18 protein-coding genes and 1 tRNA gene are annotated in these 19,606 nt (G+C 47.0%); 2 read left to right on the forward strand and 17 right to left on the reverse strand.

From position 1 onward, the window contains the following. Nucleotides 1-7: 7 nt before the first annotated feature. The 5 genes from gpmI to NST47_RS00060 form a co-directional block, all read right to left on the reverse strand. On the reverse strand, nucleotides 8-1,540 hold the full coding sequence (gpmI, locus tag NST47_RS00040; protein WP_341153429.1) for a 2,3-bisphosphoglycerate-independent phosphoglycerate mutase: 1,533 nt from the start codon (nucleotides 1,538-1,540) through the stop codon (nucleotides 8-10). 1 nt (nucleotide 1,541) lies between these two features. After that, the gene (tpiA, locus tag NST47_RS00045) at nucleotides 1,542-2,294 is read right to left on the reverse strand and encodes a triose-phosphate isomerase (RefSeq protein WP_076230552.1); all 753 of its coding nucleotides are present in this window, start codon (nucleotides 2,292-2,294) and stop codon (nucleotides 1,542-1,544) included. An 18-nt stretch (nucleotides 2,295-2,312) separates the two neighbouring features. Then, a complete protein-coding gene (locus NST47_RS00050; protein WP_341153430.1) occupies nucleotides 2,313-3,494 on the reverse strand; it encodes a phosphoglycerate kinase in 1,182 nt (393 codons plus the stop codon). 181 nt (nucleotides 3,495-3,675) lie between these two features. Continuing rightward, a complete protein-coding gene (gap, locus tag NST47_RS00055) occupies nucleotides 3,676-4,680 on the reverse strand; it encodes a type I glyceraldehyde-3-phosphate dehydrogenase (protein WP_076230556.1) in 1,005 nt (334 codons plus the stop codon). A gap of 36 nt (nucleotides 4,681-4,716) precedes the next feature. Beyond that, the gene (locus tag NST47_RS00060; protein WP_341153431.1) at nucleotides 4,717-5,763 is read right to left on the reverse strand and encodes a sugar-binding transcriptional regulator; all 1,047 of its coding nucleotides are present in this window, start codon (nucleotides 5,761-5,763) and stop codon (nucleotides 4,717-4,719) included. A 244-nt stretch (nucleotides 5,764-6,007) separates the two neighbouring features. Here NST47_RS00060 and NST47_RS00065 point away from each other — a divergent pair. Together NST47_RS00065 and clpP are read left to right on the forward strand one after the other, a co-directional pair. Then, nucleotides 6,008-6,082 (forward strand) — tRNA-Arg (locus NST47_RS00065). A 190-nt stretch (nucleotides 6,083-6,272) separates the two neighbouring features. Further along, the gene (gene clpP / locus NST47_RS00070; protein ID WP_076230561.1) at nucleotides 6,273-6,854 is read left to right on the forward strand and encodes an ATP-dependent Clp endopeptidase proteolytic subunit ClpP; all 582 of its coding nucleotides are present in this window, start codon (nucleotides 6,273-6,275) and stop codon (nucleotides 6,852-6,854) included. 132 nt (nucleotides 6,855-6,986) lie between these two features. On the opposite strand, the gene NST47_RS00075 is transcribed toward clpP, so the two are convergent. From NST47_RS00075 to hisF, 12 genes are all read right to left on the reverse strand, one after another. Next, nucleotides 6,987-8,747, reverse strand: coding sequence for a stalk domain-containing protein (locus NST47_RS00075; RefSeq protein ID WP_341153432.1), 1,761 nt, complete (start codon nucleotides 8,745-8,747; stop codon nucleotides 6,987-6,989). Nucleotides 8,748-8,923: 176 nt separating this feature from the next. Next, on the reverse strand, nucleotides 8,924-9,193 hold the full coding sequence (locus NST47_RS00080; protein ID WP_076230567.1) for an HPr family phosphocarrier protein: 270 nt from the start codon (nucleotides 9,191-9,193) through the stop codon (nucleotides 8,924-8,926). Nucleotides 9,194-9,345: 152 nt separating this feature from the next. Beyond that, entirely contained in the window at nucleotides 9,346-10,275 is a 930-nt protein-coding gene (whiA, locus tag NST47_RS00085) for a DNA-binding protein WhiA (protein WP_341153433.1), read from the reverse strand. Between the two features lie 6 nt (nucleotides 10,276-10,281). Beyond that, entirely contained in the window at nucleotides 10,282-11,268 is a 987-nt protein-coding gene (locus NST47_RS00090) for a gluconeogenesis factor YvcK family protein (protein WP_341153434.1), read from the reverse strand. Further along, complete coding sequence (gene rapZ / locus NST47_RS00095; RefSeq protein ID WP_076230576.1) at nucleotides 11,265-12,164, reverse strand: RNase adapter RapZ; 900 nt, start codon at nucleotides 12,162-12,164, stop codon at nucleotides 11,265-11,267. Before rapZ ends, NST47_RS00090 begins: the two co-directional genes overlap by 4 nt. A gap of 17 nt (nucleotides 12,165-12,181) precedes the next feature. Next, complete coding sequence (locus NST47_RS00100; RefSeq protein WP_341153435.1) at nucleotides 12,182-13,132, reverse strand: ROK family glucokinase; 951 nt, start codon at nucleotides 13,130-13,132, stop codon at nucleotides 12,182-12,184. Nucleotides 13,133-13,268: 136 nt separating this feature from the next. Then, nucleotides 13,269-14,216, reverse strand: coding sequence for a thioredoxin-disulfide reductase (gene trxB / locus NST47_RS00105; RefSeq protein ID WP_341153436.1), 948 nt, complete (start codon nucleotides 14,214-14,216; stop codon nucleotides 13,269-13,271). Between the two features lie 81 nt (nucleotides 14,217-14,297). Further along, entirely contained in the window at nucleotides 14,298-16,052 is a 1,755-nt protein-coding gene (locus NST47_RS00110; RefSeq protein ID WP_445667341.1) for a tetratricopeptide repeat protein, read from the reverse strand. A gap of 105 nt (nucleotides 16,053-16,157) precedes the next feature. Continuing rightward, entirely contained in the window at nucleotides 16,158-17,108 is a 951-nt protein-coding gene (locus tag NST47_RS00115) for a ribose-phosphate diphosphokinase (protein WP_341153437.1), read from the reverse strand. Nucleotides 17,109-17,284: 176 nt separating this feature from the next. Then, complete coding sequence (gene hisJ, locus NST47_RS00120; protein WP_341153438.1) at nucleotides 17,285-18,091, reverse strand: histidinol-phosphatase HisJ; 807 nt, start codon at nucleotides 18,089-18,091, stop codon at nucleotides 17,285-17,287. 14 nt (nucleotides 18,092-18,105) lie between these two features. Further along, nucleotides 18,106-18,816: a bifunctional phosphoribosyl-AMP cyclohydrolase/phosphoribosyl-ATP diphosphatase HisIE gene (hisIE, locus tag NST47_RS00125; RefSeq protein WP_341153439.1), complete on the reverse strand. Its 711-nt coding sequence runs from the start codon at nucleotides 18,814-18,816 to the stop codon at nucleotides 18,106-18,108. Further along, nucleotides 18,813-19,571: an imidazole glycerol phosphate synthase subunit HisF gene (gene hisF / locus NST47_RS00130; protein ID WP_341159568.1), complete on the reverse strand. Its 759-nt coding sequence runs from the start codon at nucleotides 19,569-19,571 to the stop codon at nucleotides 18,813-18,815. Before hisF ends, hisIE begins: the two co-directional genes overlap by 4 nt. Nucleotides 19,572-19,606: the final 35 nt, after the last annotated feature.

The following is a 19,606-nucleotide window of genomic DNA, read 5'->3' on the forward strand; positions in this document are numbered from 1 at the left end:
CTCAAACTTAAATTAATGTCGTACCCGTCATTTCAACCGGCTTTTTTACATCGAGCAGACTGAGAATCGTTGGGGCAATATCTGCCAATATGCCATCGTTTCTTAGTGTAACATGTTTGGACGTCACAATAAAAGGCACCGGATTTGTCGTATGGGCCGTATTACGGGTTCCATCTCCATTCGTAACCAGATCCGCGTTTCCATGGTCAGCTGTAATCAGCGCAACCCCGCCTTTGGCAAGCACAGCTTCAACAACTCGCCCCATGCAGGTATCCGTAGCTTCAACTGCCTTGATCGTCGGCTCCAGCAAACCGGAATGCCCAACCATATCAGGATTGGCAAAGTTCATGATGATGACATCCTGACGCTCCGCTTCAATCTCCTTAACTGCTGCTTCCGCGAGCTCATACGCGCTCATTTCCGGCTGCAGATCATAAGTAGCTACTTTAGGTGAATTAATTAAAATCCGTGTTTCCCCAGGCAGCTCATGATCACGTCCGCCGCTGAAAAAGAAGGTTACATGCGGATACTTCTCAGTCTCGGCAATACGCAGCTGGGTCAGGTTATTTTGAACCAGAACCTCACCGAGTGTGTTGTCGAGGTTCTTGGGACTATACGCTACATAACCGCCAACCGTTTCACTAAAAAGTGTCAAGCATACAAAATACAGGTCGTGCGGCCACTTGTTTCCGCGGTCGAAGCTTTGAAAATCTGTATTCGTAAACACATTCGATAATTGAATCGCACGGTCCGGACGGAAGTTGAAGAAGATTACGGAATCCTCGGATTCAACCAAGCCCACAGGCTGTCCATCAGCCTTGACGATAACCGTTGGCAATACAAACTCATCGAATACGGATGCCGTGTAAGAGTCAATAATCGCTTGCAGCGGATCAGTATTGTGCGGACCCTCGCCATAAACCATCGCACGGTACGACTTCTCTACACGATCCCAGCGCTTGTCGCGGTCCATCGCATAATAACGGCCTTGAACGGTCGCAATCTTGCCTACACCGACCTCTGTAATTTTGGCCAGCAACTGCTCCATATACATCTTCGCACTGTCTGGGGCTACATCGCGGCCATCGAGGAATGCGTGTATGTAGACGTCCTCAAACTGCTGCTTCTTGCAGGCTTCCAGTAAAGCGAACAAATGAGCGATATGACTGTGAACGCCGCCATCCGATAATAATCCGTATAGGTGCAGCTTCTTGCCGTTCTGCTTGGCATGGTTGATCGCACCCAGAATCGTTTCGTTATCAAAAAATTCTCCATCGCGAATCGATTTCGAGATCCGAGTCAAATCCTGATATACGATACGTCCCGCTCCGATGTTCAAATGACCCACCTCGGAGTTGCCCATTTGTCCTTCGGGAAGGCCAACCGCTTCGCCACAAGCCGTTAAGGTCGTATGCGGATATTCAGCCATGTACCGGTCATAGTTCGGTTTATTTGCTTGTGCAACTGCGTTGCCCATGACTTCACCGCGCAGGCCGAAGCCATCCATGATAATTAAAGCTACCGGTTTAGGTCTGGACATCTTACTTAGCCCCCTGAACAAGCTGCGTATAGGATGCTGGCTCCAGGCTCGCTCCGCCTACCAAAGCTCCATCGATATCCGCTTCCTGCATATATTCGCCGATATTGTTCGGTTTCACGCTGCCGCCGTATTGAATACGAACTGCGTCTGCCACGGATTGGCTGTACAAGCCAGCAACCAGCTCACGAATGTAGCTGATGACTTCATTGGCATCAGCCGCTGTGGAAGATTTACCTGTGCCAATAGCCCAGATCGGCTCATAAGCTACAACTACTTGAGCTGCCTGCTCTGCGCTAATTCCGGCAAAAGCAGCTTCCGTTTGCACTTTGCATACGGATTTGGTATCGCCTGCTTCACGCTCTTCCAGCTTTTCGCCTACGCAAACAATTGGAGTCAAGCCATGCTTGAACGCTGCATGCACTTTTTTATTAACGGTTTCGTCAGTCTCAGCAAAGTAAGCACGACGCTCGGAATGACCGATAATAACGTAGTCCACGCCCAGATCCTTCAGCATCACACCGCTGATTTCACCTGTGTAAGCTCCGTTGTCTTCCCAGTGCAGGTTTTGTGCACCGATCTTCAAGGTTGTGCCTTTAACCGCTTCTACAAGCGCAGGCAAGCTGATATAAGGTGCGCAGATTACGCTGTCGACACCGTCAACCTCAGCCTGTCCTTTAATTTCATTAATGAAAGCCGTTGCTTCGCTTACGGTTTTGAACATTTTCCAGTTACCTGCAATGATAGGTTTACGCATATGTGTCACTCCCTATATTTATTTATCGTTTAATGCGACAACGCCCGGTAGAGCCTTGCCTTCCATAAATTCAAGAGAAGCGCCGCCGCCAGTGGAAATATGGTTCATTTGGTCGGCCAGATGGAATTTCTCAACCGCTGCTGCGGAATCGCCGCCGCCAATAATGGTATAACCTTCAGTAGTCGCGCATGCTTGTGCAACGGCACGTGTACCATGGGAGAAAGGCTCGATTTCGAATACGCCCATCGGTCCGTTCCAAACGACCAGCTTGGATTCAGCAATCGTTTTGGCATAAAGCTCACGTGTCTTGGGACCGATATCAATGCCTTCCCAATCAGCAGGAATTTCGTTGACAGCAACTACACGGGTATTAGCCTTCGCGCTAAAATCGTCAGCTACAATAATATCAACTGGAATCAGGAAGTTCACGCCTTTTTCCTTTGCTGTTTCAAGGAAGCTGAGTGCAAGCTCCAACTTGCTGTTGTCTACCAGGGATTTACCGATTTCGTTTCCTTGAGCTTTCAGGAATGTATAGGACAACCCACCGCCAATGATGATATTGTCAGCAATGTTCAGCAGGTTCGTAATCACATTGATTTTATCCTTAACCTTGGAGCCACCAACAATCGCAGTGAACGGACGCTCAGGATTGTGCAAAGCTTTACCCAACACTTCCAGTTCCTTCTCCATCAATAGTCCGGATACAGCAGGCAGATGATGCGCGATGCCTTCAGTCGAAGCATGCGCACGGTGAGCCGCGCCAAACGCATCATTGACATACAAATCAGCCAATCCAGCAAAAGACTTCGCCAGCTCTGCATCATTCGCTTCTTCACCTGGATAAAAACGCACGTTTTCGAGCAGCAGTACATCGCCGTCTTTCAGTGCAGCGACTTGTGCCTGAACCGCATCGCCAATCGCCTCATCCGCTTTGACAACCGATTTGCCCAACAGCTCGGACAAACGTGCTGCAACCGGCGTCAAACGCAGCTCTTCAACTACTGCGCCATTCGGACGGCCCAAGTGACTTGCCAAAATAACTTTAGCGCCTCTTTCAGTTAAATATTGAATCGTCGGAAGTGTTTCACGAATCCGTGTATCATCAGTAATGGCGCCGTTCTCCAAAGGTACATTGAAATCGACCCGCACAAACACTCTTTTGCCGCTTACTTCTACGTTACGCACGCTTTGTTTATTCATCCAGGAACGCCTCCTTGTGAGTATCTATTTATCTGCATACAAAAATTGTGGGTATGACTTTTGTGAAAAGCATCCTGCGGCAACCACAATGAGAAAAGCTCCGGAAGCCGGGGCATCTTCCCATTGTCTGTTAGCACAAGATAGTTCGTTCACAAGCTAATTGTCATAACCACAATGTGAATTACAGGCCTTTTTTCGCAATAAAAGCAGCCAAGTCTACAACACGGTTGGAGTAGCCCCACTCGTTGTCATACCAGGAAACAACTTTTACCATGTTGTCGCCAACAACCATTGTGCTAAGTGCATCAATTGTGGAGGAAGCTGGGTCGCCATTGTAGTCGCTTGATACAAGCGGCTCGTCGGAGTAGTTCAAGATGCCTTTCAAAGTGCTGTTAGCTGCTTCTTTCAAAGCTGCGTTCACTTCGTCTACAGTTACATTCACTTTCAATTCAGCAACCAGATCCGTAACGGATACGTTAGGCGTAGGTACACGGAAGGACATACCGTTCAGCAAGCCTTTCAGCTCAGGCAATACCAGGGAAACTGCTTTGGCTGCGCCTGTTGTGGAAGGAATGATGTTCTCAGCGGCTGCACGAGCACGACGAAGGTCTTTGTGCGGCAGATCCAATACGGATTGGTCATTGGTATAGGAATGGATTGTTGTCATCATACCTTTAACGATACCGAATTTATCATTCAATACTTTTGCAAAAGGTGCCAGACAGTTTGTTGTGCAAGAAGCATTGGAAATGATGTTGTGTGCTGCTGCATCGTATTTATCTTCGTTAACGCCCAAAACGATTGTGATATCCTCGTCAGTAGCTGGAGCGGAGATGATTACTTTTTTAGCTCCGCCTTTAATATGCAAGGAAGCTTTTTCTTTGGAAGTGAAAATACCAGTGGATTCAACAACGATTTCTACGCCGTTAGCTCCCCAAGGCAGGTTTTCCGGGTTACGCTCAGCAAATACTTTAATGGATTTACCGTTAACGATTAGTGCGCCTTCAGCAGCTTCAACAGTTGCATTGATTCTGCCATGAGTCGTGTCATACTTCAACAAATGTGCCAATGTGTTTACATCTGTCAAATCGTTGATAGCTATGATTTCTACATCAGGATTACCCAAAGCTGCCCGAAACACGTTACGACCGATACGTCCAAAACCGTTAATACCTACTTTTACCATTGAAAAAGCCTCCTAATAATGTGTATTGGATTTATGTCAAGACGGGCGATGCCCATCAAGATGTAGCATTTGCACAATCTCCATAGCAGCGGCTTCATCTGTCACAAGAATATCCTCATGTCCGAATTTCAGCACAGCAGCAATAGCCTCACCTTTACTTTTACCCCCAGCCACACCGATGACACAGTCCATTTCCTGAATGTCTTCAATGCGCAAGCCGACTGTAGGCATCTTATGCAGTATCTTCCCATCACGGTCAAAATAATACCCGAACGCTTCTGCCAAAGCCCCGTCCTGCTGTAAAATCGCTGTAGTCGACTCATCAACCTTACGCCGTCTTGCCATCAGCATAGCTTCTCCTATGCCATGAATAACGATTCGAGCGCCTCTGATGAAGGCAATGCTCTCCAATATGGAGCTGTCCTGCATCAAGGATTGATAAGCTTCCTCACCAAGCTGGTCAGGAACATGCAGCAATCGGTAACGAGCTCCGGTTTTCTTCGCCATTGTTGAAGCAATCGTATTCGCCTGGAAATCCATGCTTTCTCCCAGTCCGCCGCGTGCTGGTACGAATACGCAGCGCTTGAGCGATGTGGAGGAAGACAGGTGATTCGCGACTTCAGCCATTGTGGACCCACCGGTTACCGCAACGACCTCATCCTGGGTTACGTACTTGCGCAGAATGGCCGCGCCTACGAGTCCCAGTTCCTTTTTGGTGTGGGGTGAAAGTTCTGAATCGCCTGGAACAATAACAACCTGCTTCAGGTTAAAATGCAATCGAATCTGCTCCTGAAGATCAGTCAGTCCGAACAGCTCCTTGACTAACGGTTCGATTTGCTCAAGCAGTTGCCGACCCGTTTCACTGATCCGGATACCGGAAGCCTCGATTTCAAGCAGTCCCTGCGATTTCAAAAAATCGACCTCGCTGCGCATGATACGCTCCGTGGTGTTCAGTGAACCTGCCAGTGTCCTGCGGCCTACAATGCCGGATACACGAATGAAGTGCAGAATCGTATACCTTTTTTTCATCGTATCCAATAGATCGGGCAAAAGCTGTTTTTGAATATCGAGAATTTCTCTCATACTTTACACTCCCGCTATGCTATGGACTTTTTTTGTCCCGCCACTACATTTTTCGTCCCACATCTTCCAAAAAAAAGCACTAAGACTTTCTTAGTAATCTTATTATAACGAATTGACTTGTTAATTTCAACAGCAATTCACAATTTGGTCAAAAATCACGCACCGTCAAAACAAGGTTGCAATTTACTCCCGCATATCATATAATAACCCTTGCTCGTTCATTTTAAACTATATATTTAAATGTGCGCCCGTGGTCCAATGGATATGACGTAGGCCTCCGAAGCCTGAGATCAAGGTTCGATTCCTTGCGGGCGCGCCATTACCTTCAACGAATTCGTGTTATCCATACAAACATTCATAGCCTTTACGATACGGTCATCAGCTTCCAGACTGCGTTGTGAAGGTTTTTTAATGCCGATCGTTTGACCTTTCTTGACCTTTGTTTATATTTCCGTTATGATGGTTATAGTGTTATCAAACATTCATGTACTTTTAGGAGGCTGCAGCTTATGAGTTTTATACCCATGGTAGTTGAACCCGATGCCAGAGGAGAGCGGGCGTATGACATATACTCCCGTTTGCTGAAGGATCGCATTATTTTTCTCGGTACGGCCATTAACGACCAAGTAGCGAACGCCATTATTGCCCAGTTGCTTTTCTTGGCCGCGCAGGATCCTGACAAAGACATTAATATTTATATCAACAGTCCAGGCGGTTCGATTACTTCAGGCATGGCGATCTTCGATACCATGCAGTTCATCAAGCCCGACGTTTCTACCATTTGCGTAGGTATGGCAGCTTCAATGGGTGCATTCCTGCTCGCTGCTGGTGCCAAAGGCAAACGTTTTGCGCTTCCGAACAGTGAGGTTATGATCCATCAACCACTTGGTGGTGCCGAAGGTCAAGCCAGTGATATTGCTATTCGTGCCGCTCGTATTATTAAAATGCGTGATAAATTGAATACCATTTTGGCAGAACGCACAGGACAAACCTTTGAACAAATCGAAAAAGATACGGATCGCGACAATTTCATGTATGCGGAAGACGCGCGGATCTATGGTCTGATCGATAAAGTCATAACCAAACTATAAGTTTACCCTATTTACATTGAGGGCCGTCTATTCAGTAGCACAAGCTGCTGATGGACGGTTCTTTGTTTATTAAAAATAAAAGCCCTCCCCTTAGTACGACAAGGGAGAGCCTTCAGCTATCGATTTGATTTATTATTTATCATCCAATGGAAAGAAGATCAGGTCAATCGGGAACGCAGACCCTGCTGGTGGTGTGAATTCAATATCCAAGGCTGCTTCATCACCCGTCGTTCGGGCCAGAATCTGCATCCCGTCAAACGCGGTAATCACCCCTGATTGCGGTATCAGACTGATCTCGCCATTGATTTTGATCGGTCCTTTAAATATACCGCCATACGCCAACAGCATGATCGCCATTTTTCTTGGCTTGTCCGCATGGATTTTGTAAACTACTCCATAATTGCCTTCGTTTAATACATTCTGCTTGCGCATCGGATCGTAACCCGGCTGGAACGGATCCGTCGTGCCATCACCGATAATCAAGCGGTTCGGCTTGGTGAACGAACTCGCATCTATATTCCATTTGACCTCTGACACCGGGAACGTCCCTCTGACATGACCTGTAAAAGGAAGCAGCGGCAGCTGACTGAGTGTCGTTTGCGATACCTGGCTAGTAGCGACAAAAGAAAATTCAATTTCGCCATTCGTTTCTACGTCATAGAACAGGTTGACACCTTGGCCTGGATAAAATTCCGGCATTTGCGAATAAATAAAAGTCTGATTGGCCGGAATCTCCATCGAATCGCTCCGCGGGTCATTCATCAGAAAGTCCACAGAGGCTTCATTACCGATCAGGTTGGCATACACAGAAGGCCACACTTCGCCCTTGTTCGTTGTTTTGATCGTAACCGGTTTGTTGGTCGTATTCTTGGCCAAAATCGCCAGAGTAACCTTTTCCTTCGTTCCATTGATGTGATCCGCGTATAGGCGACCTTTTCCGTTGACCTTATCCTGATACAGAATGCCTTTTTCCGTAAATTCCTCCGGACTGTCACTCACCAGCAGCTTGCGAGAGCTGTCATTGGTAACCTGCTTGGGCAGCTGTGGCAAATTCCAAAAGTTCCCCCACAGCGTACTCCAATCCGTTTTAATAAAGCTGCCAACCGGCTTCATGTAAATCGGATATTCTATCTCACTCAGATACACCTTATCTTCAATCGTCAGGTTGCGCAGATAGGTTTCGCTTTTATTGCCATGTGCGTCCCATACCGTCAACGTGATCGGATACGTACCCGGTGAGAAAAACACCGATTCGTTGCCTTGCCACTCATACTTCACTAAACCCTCGGAATCCGGGTCATAGCTCAGATCGACATATTTGACCGGTTCACCCAACTTATAGGTCTGCTTGGCAAAATTGAATTTGGCCACTGGATTGGAATTACCTGTATTCGGTATGTAAATCCCCGTTGGCGTTTTGGTATGAATAATCTCAACCCGGCGCAGCTCATCATTATAGGTATAACGCGCTCCCATATAATCAGCCAGCCAAGTCAGCTTGATCAACAGCTTGCCTTCCTTACTGATTGCAGCTACGGAATCGAATGGGTTCAATACCCCGTTAATCCAAACTGCTTTGCGGTCACTGTCGAGCACAATATTAAAGCCCGGCGTGGTCATTTCGATCTGACGTGTTGCCTCATTCCATTCTACCTTTAATCCCATCGCATCAGCCAAAGCTTTGGCAGGCACGAACATTTTGTCTTTGATAATGGTCGCAGGTGATTCCAGCATAATCTGCGTACCATTTATAAAAGCTTCTGCCTTATCTACATAAAGCAGCATGTAAGTCGTTGAAGTCGATTGCGCCGCAGATGCGGTGGACGAAATCAGAAGACTGAACAACAGGCTCATAACGACCAGCAGCGATAATTCTCTTTTCATCGGTTTCATTTCTCTACTCCTTCAATTGGGTAAAATAGCACGGGTCTACGCAGCAAAAAACCTTTCCACAGAAGAACTCGTCATAATAGACGCTCAGCTTCAGAAAAGGTTGCGCTTTTCTTGTTATGTTATAGGTCTTGGCTGTGTCACTGACAAGCTTCCTTAGAGGAAGCCAGTGACAATGGTTATTGGTTCTCCAGCTCTTCTTTGCTTACCAATGTGACTAAAGCGTTTACAGCCTGTTCTGCGTCCGAACCTTCGGCACTAATATAAACCTCAGTACCCGTACTGATAGCCAAACTCATAATGCCCATAATACTTTTGGCGTTTACTTTCTTCTCGTCCTTCTCAACAAAGATCTCGGAAGAAAACTTATTTGCTTCCTGAACAAAAAGCGCTGCTGGTCTGGCATGAAGGCCTGTTTTCAACTTCACAACTACTGGGCGTTTCGACATTCCAACCAATACCCCCTAAATCTTAAATTGCAAATGACCATTTAATTCAATGATCATGAAAAAGCGATTTTTCAACCATTATATCATTTTTAAACCCTTTACACTAGAACTATTGAAAATTTACATAAAATATCTGCATGAAGCACGTTCGCTCAAGCTTTTCGAATTTTCTCAGCCATCTCGTCAATTTTACGAAGCCTGTGGTTGACACCGGATTTGCTTACAGTGCCCTTTAGCAGTTCCCCGACCTCGGTTAAGTTAATATCAGGGTTTTGCATCCGCACCTCAGCGACCTCGCGCAATTTTTCCGGCAGGTTTTCCAACCCGATCTCTTTTTGAATCAGGCGGATATTTTCGATCTGGCGTACGGCAGCACCGATGGTTTTATTCAAATTGGCCGTATCGCAATTGACCAAACGATTCACTGAATTGCGCATATCCTTCATGATCCTGACATCTTCAAAACGCAATAAAGCTTGATGGGCACCAATAAGACTTAACAATTCAATGATCTTCTCGCCTTCCTTGATGTACAGTACAAAGCCTTTTTTACGTTCGATACACCGTGCATTCAGTTCAAAACGATTGGCAAGATCACATAAAGCATGGCAATGCTCTTCGTACATCGATGAAATTTCCAGGTGGTAGGACGAACCCTCCGGATTATTAACAGAACCGCCTGCCAGAAAAGCTCCCCGCAAGTAAGCACGCTGACAGCATTCATCCGGAATTAATGCCTCATCAATATCCGTGGTAAACATAAAGCCTTCGGATACGATTCGCAGCTCGGACAGTATATCCTGGACCTGATTCGGAATCCGGACCATGTACACATTGTTTTTTTTCAGCCGCATCTTTTTACGGACCAGCAATTCGATGTGTACGTTGAATTTCTTTTTGAGCAAAGAATAGATACGACGGGCAATAGCTGCGTTTTCAGTGCTGATGTCAAGGACGACTCGTTGATTCGTCAGCTGTACGGAACCGTTCATACGAATGAGGGCAGATAGTTCAGCCTTTTCACAACATTCATCAGACTGAATTAAGGTTAGTTCTTTTTTCGTTTGTGCGGCGAAAGACACGGGGAATCACCTCTTCTTGTGCATCCAGCTCTCCACCAGCTGATAAATATGCTGACTGAGCTTTTCCGCATCGTGGCGCAGGTAAGTTCGGAATAAAATTAATTGATCTGCGATGACTTTATACCCTTGTAAAGTTACCGCATCGAGATCAAGATGAACAACCTTGGCACCCTTTTCTGCATATCGATCTTGGACCTGAGGAGGAATCTCCCCGTTATTAACAATAACATAATCGAACAGATCTTGCTCAACATGATCGTGAAGCGCCTTAATATGATCACTGACACTGTAGCCGTCCGTCTCACCTGGCTGCGTCATCACGTTGCAAATAAAAATTTTCAGTGCTTTCGACTGAACTATCGTACGAGCAATTTCTGGAACGAGCAGGTTCGGTAAAATACTAGTATACAAGCTGCCAGGGCCGAGCACAATCGCATCCGCCTGCTTCAACGCTTCAATCGCTTCAGGCAGCGGGGATACATCGGCAGGCTCGATAAACACGCGCTTGATAGTTTTTCCTGCCTTTGGAATTTTGGACTCTCCGACAACGATGCTGCCATCGGTCATTTCCGCCTTCAACACGATAGCGTGGTTCGCTGCAGGCAGCACCCTTCCCCGAACGGCGAATACACGGCTCAGCTCACGGACACCCGTGACAAAATCACCTGTAATATCTTGCATCGCAGCCAAAATTAGATTACCCAAACTATGGCCAGCCAATCCTTGGCCTTTCTGAAAACGATACTCCAGCATTTTGCCAAGCAGCGGTTCTACGTCTGCGAGTGCAGTCAGCACGTTGCGAATATCACCCGGGGGAACCATTGCAAGCTCTGAGCGCAGAATGCCTGAGCTGCCTCCGTCATCCGCTACAGTCACAATTGCTGTAATATCCAACGGCTTTTCCTTGAGTCCGCGCAGCATGACGGATAGACCGGTTCCGCCTCCGATGACAACGATACGAGGTCGATCATTTCCCCCGTAAACATAGGTCATATTTTCACCTCAACTCGGTCTCGTTCAGCGTCTCGGTGATTGACTCGCACGATCTCCGTTTCACTATTCCCCATCACTTTACCCAAATATTCAGCGATAGCCACGGATCGGTGCTTGCCGCCTGTACAGCCAATGCCGAGCACGACCTGGCTTTTGCCTTCCTTCTTATACTGCGGAATCAGAAAGTGAAGCATATCAAGCAGTTTGACCAGGAATTCCTGAGTTTCACCCCACTTCATCACATAGTCATACACTTCGGAATCCTGACCCGTATTGGGCCGCAATGCGTCCACATAGTGGGGATTAGGCAAAAATCTCACATCAAATATTAAATCGGCATCGATCGGTATCCCATATTTAAAACCGAACGAAATCACATTAATCGAAATTCCGTCCTTTTCGGTATGGGTAAACCGGGATACGATCTTTTCCTTTAACTGGGCCGGCTTCAAACTGCTGGTATCAATGGCTTGCGTCGCCATACCCTTCAGCTCCTCCAGCAGCTTGCGTTCCTGCAGAATTCCTTCCAGCGGCGCACCCGCAGGAGCCAAGGGATGCTTACGTCGGCTTTCCTTGTAACGTTGGACAAGCACCGAATCGGTAGCGTCCAGAAACACAATTTCGTACTTTAAGGCCTGATTTTCCCTTAAAAAACGCAGAGATTCCGACAAGGAAGTGAAGAATTCCCGACCGCGCAAATCAATGACCAGAGCCACCTTGCCTATCCGGCCCTTTGACTGCTCAATCAATTCTGCGAATTTGGGAATCAGAACCGGGGGCAGGTTATCTACACAGAAAAAACCGAGATCCTCCAGGCTCTGCACCGCAATCGTTTTGCCCGCTCCGGACATACCGGTAATGATGACCAGCTTGCCAAGGGAATGCAATTCTTCCATGCGAGTTTCCTCCTCATTCAAGAATGCAGGTTCAAGCCTGCAGCTCCGACTACACCAGCATCGTTTCCAAGGGTAGCTGGAACAATATCTACGCCCTCTCTGGCTGTTTCCTGCGTGTACTCATGATAATACTTACGTATGGCATCGAATAAAAATTCGCCAGCCTTGGATACGCCACCACCAATAATAAAACGTTGTGGATTTAATACAACAGAGACAGCTGCCATCGATTTACCTAAATACATCGCAGCGCGGTTCACAATCCGCAAAGATACCTCATCACCGGATTTGGCTGCATCCAGCACATCTTTGGCTGTCAGCACTTCAACTAAAGCCAGCGACGTATGCTCGCCACGTTCGACCGCTTCCTTACCCATACGAATAATTCCTGTAGCCGAAGAGACCGTCTCCAAACAACCATACATGCCACAGCCGCATCGAATGGCTTCAACATCCGGTACTACCTTTATATGACCCAACTCGCCAGCCATTCCTTTAAAACCTTGATAAATTTTTCCGTTTATGATAATTCCGCCGCCAACACCTGTACCTAAAGTATAGCATACCACATTCGGGATACCTGCTCCCGCACCGCTCCATGCCTCGCCAAGTGCAGCTACGTTGGCGTCGTTGTCGATTTTCACCGTTTTGCCGAGCTTTTCTTCCAGGATCTTCTTCACAGGCACATTACGCCAGCCCAGGTTAGGAGACAGCTTGATGAAGCCTTCAGGAATATCCATAAATCCGGCAATACCCGCTCCGATTCCAGCTACCTGCTCCCAATCATGTGACGAATCCACAACGAGCTTACGTACATATTGCGCAATATTTTCCAAAACTACGTCCGAACCGTGCTCCGTTCCAGTCGGTCCTTCATACGTATGCAGCAGCTTGCCTGACTCGTCGCAAAGGCCTACCTTGATCGTAGTTCCTCCCAAGTCGACTCCAACATAAACGTTCTTTCCCATTACCAGGTCACCTCATAAGCTATGATTGCATAAATCTTCATACCAACTATAAGCCAAGCCTAACTACAGGTCAAGGCAAAGGAAATTAAAAAAAGACTAAAAAACGTGGGTCCTGAACGCCCACGTTTTGTAGAAATTATAGGGACTGGCTCCAATCATGAACCATATGACCATCCAAAAACTTCTCACAATCAAGAGCTGCCATACAACCACTGCCGGCTGCTGTAATGGCTTGACGGTATTTGCTGTCCTGCACATCGCCACAGGCGAATACACCCTCAACGTTGGTAAGGGAAGTTCCAGGTTTTACGATAATATAGCCGGTTTCATCTGTAGTAATTTGCCCTGCAAGGAACCCGGTATTCGGTCTGTGTCCGATCGCAACGAAGATACCGTCAGTTTCGATCACTTCTTCTGTGCCCGTTTCGTTGTCCAGCACCTTTAAGCCCGTTACTCCACGATCACCAGAAATAACAGCTATTGGCGTTTTGTTAAGTCCCCAAGAAACCTTGGCATTCTCACGAGCGCGATCCTGCATAATTTTGGAGGCCCGCAGCTCGCTGCGGCGATGTACAAGCTTCACATCCGTAGCAAAACGTGTCAGGAAGTTGGCTTCCTCCATCGCAGAGTCACCGCCACCCACTACAATAATTTTCTTGCCGCGGAAGAAGAAGCCATCACAGGTTGCACAGGTGCTGACACCGTGACCGATACTTTCCTTCTCATTCTCAATACCCAACAGCTTGGCAGAAGCTCCTGTCGAAATGATGATGCTTTCCGCTTCAATATCGCCCAGACCTTCAACCGAAAGCTTGAATGGACGGTTCGACAAATCGATTGAATTTACCCAACCCGTCTTGAACTCGGCTCCAAAGCGCTCGGCCTGCTTACGCATGTTGTCCATGAGTTCGGGTCCCATAATACCTTCAGGGAATCCGGGAAAATTCTCAACCTCGGTTGTTGTTGTTAACTGACCTCCTGGCTCCGGTCCTTCAATAACCAGAGGATTCAGGTTCGCACGAGCCAAATAAATGGCTGCAGTCAACCCCGCAGGACCTGTTCCGATTACGATTGTTCTGTACATGCTGGTATCCTCCTTTATATTTTGCTAACAGCATCATCAGCATATTGTTAAACCTAAAATCTTTTTAAACAAAATAAAATTTTATTTAGCTTTATTGTCGAAGCTGGAAAACTTGGAAAAAATAGTTTCCATTTTCTCTCGCAGGCCGCAGGCATCATCAATGATCTTCACATTTTTGCTGATGGTTGTGACCGATACACTGTAGCGATGCGACAGTTCTTGGTACGAAATAGCGCGGCGATGCATTTTGGCCGTTAAATATTCAAGAGCCGCTGCCCAGCCTTCAACCTTTGATATTTTGGGCGTATGATCCGGTGATACACGAGACAAAAATTCCACCCACAGCGTCTGCAAATCATACTGCTGCACCATATCATAGCGGCGATCCATTTGCTCCAGCGCCATATCCATAATTTGCTGCCATTTGGGTTCCCAGACGGGCAAATTCGGAGAGAAAGGAGATGCGGGCACAATCAGTTTCCGTCCCTCCAGCACCGCTTCCACAGGCTCCTGAATACCGATACTGCGAAGCACGAAAATAGCTACCTTTTTCAAATAATCGTCTTCGCCAGGCTCCTGTACGAACTCCAGCAAAGCTTCCTTCACTTCATTGTCAGCTATCAAACCAAACGCCTGAATAACCTGAAGCTTTGTTTCCGTGTCTCCATGACGCAGTGCCCAGAAGAATGAGGATCTGACCAAAGGGTCGCGCTTTAAATGATCCGGCAAGCCTTCCGTCGACTTTTCCAAACCACGGAACTGCTCTTCGAACGGAAGATGGTAATGATAGCTCACCGAAGGTTTTTCTTCTTCGTGACGTGACTTTTCAAGCATACTCAAATAGAACTTCGGTATGTCTGATCCGGGATCAAACTTATCCGCTTGCCGCCATTGACGCTCAGCCTCGCCATACCGCTTCGTATGATAGGCCGCAACAGCCGTATAGTGAAATAAACAAGGGTCGAGTCCAGCCTCACCCGTCTTCAACAATCGTTTGAACAGCCGATATGCCGTCTCATGCTCACTTAAGATACCCATTGTAGTAGCTAGTTTAAACACATGATCCTGATGAAACGGATATGTCTTGCGCAGCACATCCAGCAGCTCGCCAAGCTTATCCAAATCACCGAAATGCTGGTAAAAAATAGCAAGGTTACACAAAGCATGCAAATTGCCATGATCCAGCTCCAATACCTGGCGAATCATGTCAATCGACTTGTCGAAATAACCCATGTAATAATAAGCCAAGGCCAAATTGTTGCGCGCAGCCATAAAATCGCTATGTTTTTCTACAATATTCTCCAATATCCGGACCGCTTCCGTAAACTTGCCTTCTTCAAGCATTGCCCGTGCGCGATCATGCTCGAACATGCCCTCACGGCTTTTGATTCCGGTCAATTGGGTCGGACGATCCAGCTCATAGGTAAGCAGCTCGATCATCTCTTCGGACTCCTCCAGAAATTGCCCGGATTCATCGTGCTCCAAATAATGTATAATCGCTTTTTCAGCCGATTCATAATTTTCCATATTGGCAAAATTGTTAGCCATATAAAAATAGCATTCCGTCATGGTCGGATCGACTTGATCCAGCACCTGCTGCAAAATAACATTCGATTCCTCGTAATTCCCCATCTCCGAGAGAAGCCCCGCCAAGTTGCAATGATTAACCGGGTTCTCCGGTTCATATTCAGCGGCACGACGAAAATACTTCAATGCCTTATCGTAATGATATCGGTCCAAAGACTGAACGGCTCGTTCGAAAAAGAATGTTGCATCCATTTTTATCGGTATCACTTTGTTAGGTTGGGTTTGGGCAGCACGTTTTTTCTTCTCCACTCGGCAAGGCACCTCCGGTTCCGTCTGGAATACGCAAAGAAATCAGCGTTAATCTACAAAAATTATAGCATACTAGCGAACGAATACATACGGATTAAAGCAATTTTAAATACCGCCATATTTAAACAGCGAGCTGATCGAACCGCCGTCTTTAATAATCCGAATCGCATTGGACAATAGTCCTGCTACAGACAGCACCTTAAAGCGCGATGAGTGATCCTGTGGTATCGCAATCGAATCGGTTATAATCACTTCCCTGATATTCGGGTGGTCCAGACGCTGCAAGGCAGGTCCCGAGAATACAGGGTGGGTGGCACAGATGAATACATCGTTGGCACCCCGCTCCTTCAAGCCCTCCACTACGTTAACAATCGTTTTGCCTGTATCAATCAAGTCCTCCATAATAATCGGAGTTTTGCCTTCAACATCACCGACTACATGAGTAACCGTAGCTTCATTGTGCGCATAACGCTTTTTGAACATCATAGCAATAGGTGCTTCCAGTACATTAGCCAAATTCTCGGCTCTTGTCACACCACCGGCATCCGGAGATACTACGATCAAATCTTTAATATTTTGGCTCTTGATGTGACTGCTTAACAAGTCCAGCGCCGTTAAATGGTCGACCGGTATATTGAAAAAACCTTGAATAGCCGGAGCATGCAGATCGATCGTGATCACACGATGAGCTCCTGCGGAATTTAGTAAATCCGCTACCAACTTGGCCGTAATCGGTTCACGCGGGGCAGCCTTACGTTCCTGCCGGGAATAACCGTAGTATGGAATGACCAGATTGATCGTTCTGGCCGACGCACGTTTGGCCGCGTCCATCATCACCAACAATTCCATGAAGTGCTCGTTGATCGGATGGGAAAACGTCTGCACCAGAAACACATCACAGTTACGAATGGTTTCCTCATAATGACAGTAGATTTCTCCGCATTTGAACCGGGACAGCTTGATTTTGCCAAGTGGAACATCCAATTCCTTACAGATGCGTTCGGCAAGCAGTGGATTGGATGATCCTGAAAATATTTTCAATTGGTCGCTAAACATGGTAACCTCCATCAACGGATTGTTTACATTTACAAAGATAAAATAAAAATCAACAAAAACTGCATAACCCTATTATACATGAAACCCATTGATTAAGAAAAAGTCATTTAGGTGAAATTGTGAAAATATACTTGACCATTTTATGGATTCAGCTTAATTTCCCCATAATAAACCAATTACATCCGAAGCATCGTCCGCTGTCTCTGACGAAAAGTCGCGAGTTCAGTAAATCCAATGTCTTGTAGCAAATCAACAGCTTGGTCCAAATACTGGGTGAGTCGATCCGGCTGGTGGGCATCAGAGCCTATTGTAAGTGGAATTCCTTGCTGATAGCAGTATTCCAGCATGCGACGGCTCGGGAACATTTCCTTAACCGGCATCCGCAGTCCGGATGCATTAAGTTCGATGGCCATTCCAGCAGCACGTACGGCATCCAATGCTTGATTCTCCAGATGCTCAACATTTTGCTCAGGCTTGAATCCAAAACGCTTGATCACATCAATATGACCGATATAATCATAGAAACCGGTGCGAACTGCTTTGCCTACCGCGTCATAATACTGTACATATACGTCATAGGGGTCACGACCGTTCCATTTATCGAGCTGGCGATAATCGGAAATATCCCATTCCCCCAAAAAATGGACAGAACCAATCACGTAGTCCCACGGATACGCACGGATAATGCGCTCAATGTCCTGCTCATAACCTTCGATGTAGTCGCCTTCGAGGCCGACACGTATATCAATCTGGCCCTTATATTGCTGCTGCAGCCGGAAGGCTTCCTCCACATAACGCGGCAATTCGTCCGTCGCCATCGCCATTCCCGGCAAATAGGTAGCGGGGTCTACATGGAGCAAGGGCATGTGATCGGATAGCCCCAGTTGGGTCAGTCCGAGCTCAACGCCCTTTTGTACATATTCCTCCAGCTCTCCAGATGCATGTCCACAGCGGACGTGATGAGTATGGTAATCAATGAGCATCGGAATCTCTCCTGTTATTTTTTTGAATGATGGCGACGATCCAATTCCATCATAAGCTCATCCAAAGGCAGCTTCGCTTCACGCAGCAATACCAGCAGATGGAAAATCAGATCACTCGCTTCATAGCGAATTTCGTCGTTATCGCGATTTTTGGCGGCAATAATAACCTCTGACGTTTCTTCGCCGACTTTTTTCAATATTTTGTCGATACCTTGTTCAAACAGGTAGGTCGTATAGGATCCAACTGGGCGTTCGGCATCACGTTTGGCGATAAGAGCTTCCAATGAGGCTAAAATAGCAAAGCGATCCTTATTAGCAGAAGCGTCCGCAGCACCTGCAGTTTGTCCCTTGATCGGTACATTGTTAAAGAAACAGCTGTAAGCGCCGGTATGACAAGCTGGGCCTGTTTGATCTACCAATACAAGCAGGGTATCACCGTCACAATCGTATTTTAACGCCTTGACCTTCTGGATATGACCAGAGGTCGCTCCTTTGTGCCACAGCTCATTACGTGAACGACTCCAAAACCACGTTTCTCCCGATTCCACAGTCAGCTTCAAAGATTCCTGATTCATATAAGCCATCATCAATACTTCTTTGCTTGCAGCATCCTGGACAATCGCAGGAACCAGGCCCTGTGCGTCCCATTTAATGGCTGCGTTTAATTGATCCGCGGATAACGGAGGCTGAACGTTCTCTTGCGCTTGCTGCTTACTATTACTCATCTGACTTCCACTCCCCTATGCTTCAATTGCTGCTTAACCTCTTCAATCGTCAGCTCTTTATAATGAAAAATCGTTGCAGCCAATCCTGCATCCGCTTTACCCTCAGCAAATACATCATAAAAATGATCTTTTGTTCCCGCACCGCCCGAAGCAATCACAGGGATGCCCACACTCTCAGACACGGCACGCGTCAAGGGGAGATCGAAACCATCCTTGGTTCCGTCCGCATCCATGCTTGTCAGCAATAGCTCACCTGCACCCAACTGCTCGACACGCTTGACCCATTCCAGCGCTCTAATGCCTGTGCTGTTGCGTCCGCCGTGCGTGAATACTTCCCATTCTTCCCATTCCTTGTTATAGCGGGCATCGACAGCCACAACGATACATTGGGAACCGAAACGTCTGGCCCCATCCGATACCAGCTGCGGATTGCGGACAGCTGCCGTATTGATCCCGATCTTATCCGCGCCCGCGCGCAGCAATCGCTTCATATCGTCAACACTGGATATGCCGCCGCCAACCGTAAAAGGAATCGTGATTTCGCCTGCCGTCTTTTTGACGACCTCGATCATGGTCGAACGTCCTTCTACAGAAGCTGATATATCGAGAAATACGAGCTCGTCTGCGCCTTCCTGATCGTAGATCGCCGCCAGCTCAACCGGATCTCCGGCATCCCGCAGATTCACGAAATTAACGCCTTTGACAACGCGACCGTCTTTTACATCCAGACAAGGAATAATACGTTTTGCAAGCATCATTGATCTCCTCCAATCTTTAATAATCAAGCTAA

It is taken from the genome of Paenibacillus sp. FSL H8-0034, assembly GCF_038000305.1.
Lineage (GTDB): Bacteria > Bacillota > Bacilli > Paenibacillales > NBRC-103111 > Paenibacillus_S.

Excerpts from the sequence above, each read along its gene's own strand:
- gpmI (WP_341153429.1), bottom strand. The coding sequence starts at position 1,540 with ATGTCCAGACCTAAACCGGTAGCTTTAATTATCATGGATGGCTTCGGC.
- tpiA (WP_076230552.1), bottom strand. The coding sequence starts at position 2,294 with ATGCGTAAACCTATCATTGCAGGTAACTGGAAAATGTTCAAAACCGTA.
- NST47_RS00050 (WP_341153430.1), bottom strand. The coding sequence starts at position 3,494 with ATGAATAAACAAAGCGTGCGTAACGTAGAAGTAAGCGGCAAAAGAGTG.
- gap (WP_076230556.1), bottom strand. The coding sequence starts at position 4,680 with ATGGTAAAAGTAGGTATTAACGGTTTTGGACGTATCGGTCGTAACGTG.
- NST47_RS00060 (WP_341153431.1), bottom strand. The coding sequence starts at position 5,763 with ATGAGAGAAATTCTCGATATTCAAAAACAGCTTTTGCCCGATCTATTG.
- clpP (WP_076230561.1), top strand. The coding sequence starts at position 6,273 with ATGAGTTTTATACCCATGGTAGTTGAACCCGATGCCAGAGGAGAGCGG.
- NST47_RS00075 (WP_341153432.1), bottom strand. The coding sequence starts at position 8,747 with ATGAAACCGATGAAAAGAGAATTATCGCTGCTGGTCGTTATGAGCCTG.
- NST47_RS00080 (WP_076230567.1), bottom strand. The coding sequence starts at position 9,193 with ATGTCGAAACGCCCAGTAGTTGTGAAGTTGAAAACAGGCCTTCATGCC.
- NST47_RS00090 (WP_341153434.1), bottom strand. The coding sequence starts at position 11,268 with ATGACCTATGTTTACGGGGGAAATGATCGACCTCGTATCGTTGTCATC.
- rapZ (WP_076230576.1), bottom strand. The coding sequence starts at position 12,164 with ATGGAAGAATTGCATTCCCTTGGCAAGCTGGTCATCATTACCGGTATG.
- NST47_RS00100 (WP_341153435.1), bottom strand. The coding sequence starts at position 13,132 with ATGGGAAAGAACGTTTATGTTGGAGTCGACTTGGGAGGAACTACGATC.
- trxB (WP_341153436.1), bottom strand. The coding sequence starts at position 14,216 with ATGTACAGAACAATCGTAATCGGAACAGGTCCTGCGGGGTTGACTGCA.
- NST47_RS00115 (WP_341153437.1), bottom strand. The coding sequence starts at position 17,108 with ATGTTTAGCGACCAATTGAAAATATTTTCAGGATCATCCAATCCACTG.
- hisJ (WP_341153438.1), bottom strand. The coding sequence starts at position 18,091 with ATGCTCATTGATTACCATACTCATCACGTCCGCTGTGGACATGCATCT.
- hisIE (WP_341153439.1), bottom strand. The coding sequence starts at position 18,816 with ATGAGTAATAGTAAGCAGCAAGCGCAAGAGAACGTTCAGCCTCCGTTA.
- hisF (WP_341159568.1), bottom strand. The coding sequence starts at position 19,571 with ATGCTTGCAAAACGTATTATTCCTTGTCTGGATGTAAAAGACGGTCGC.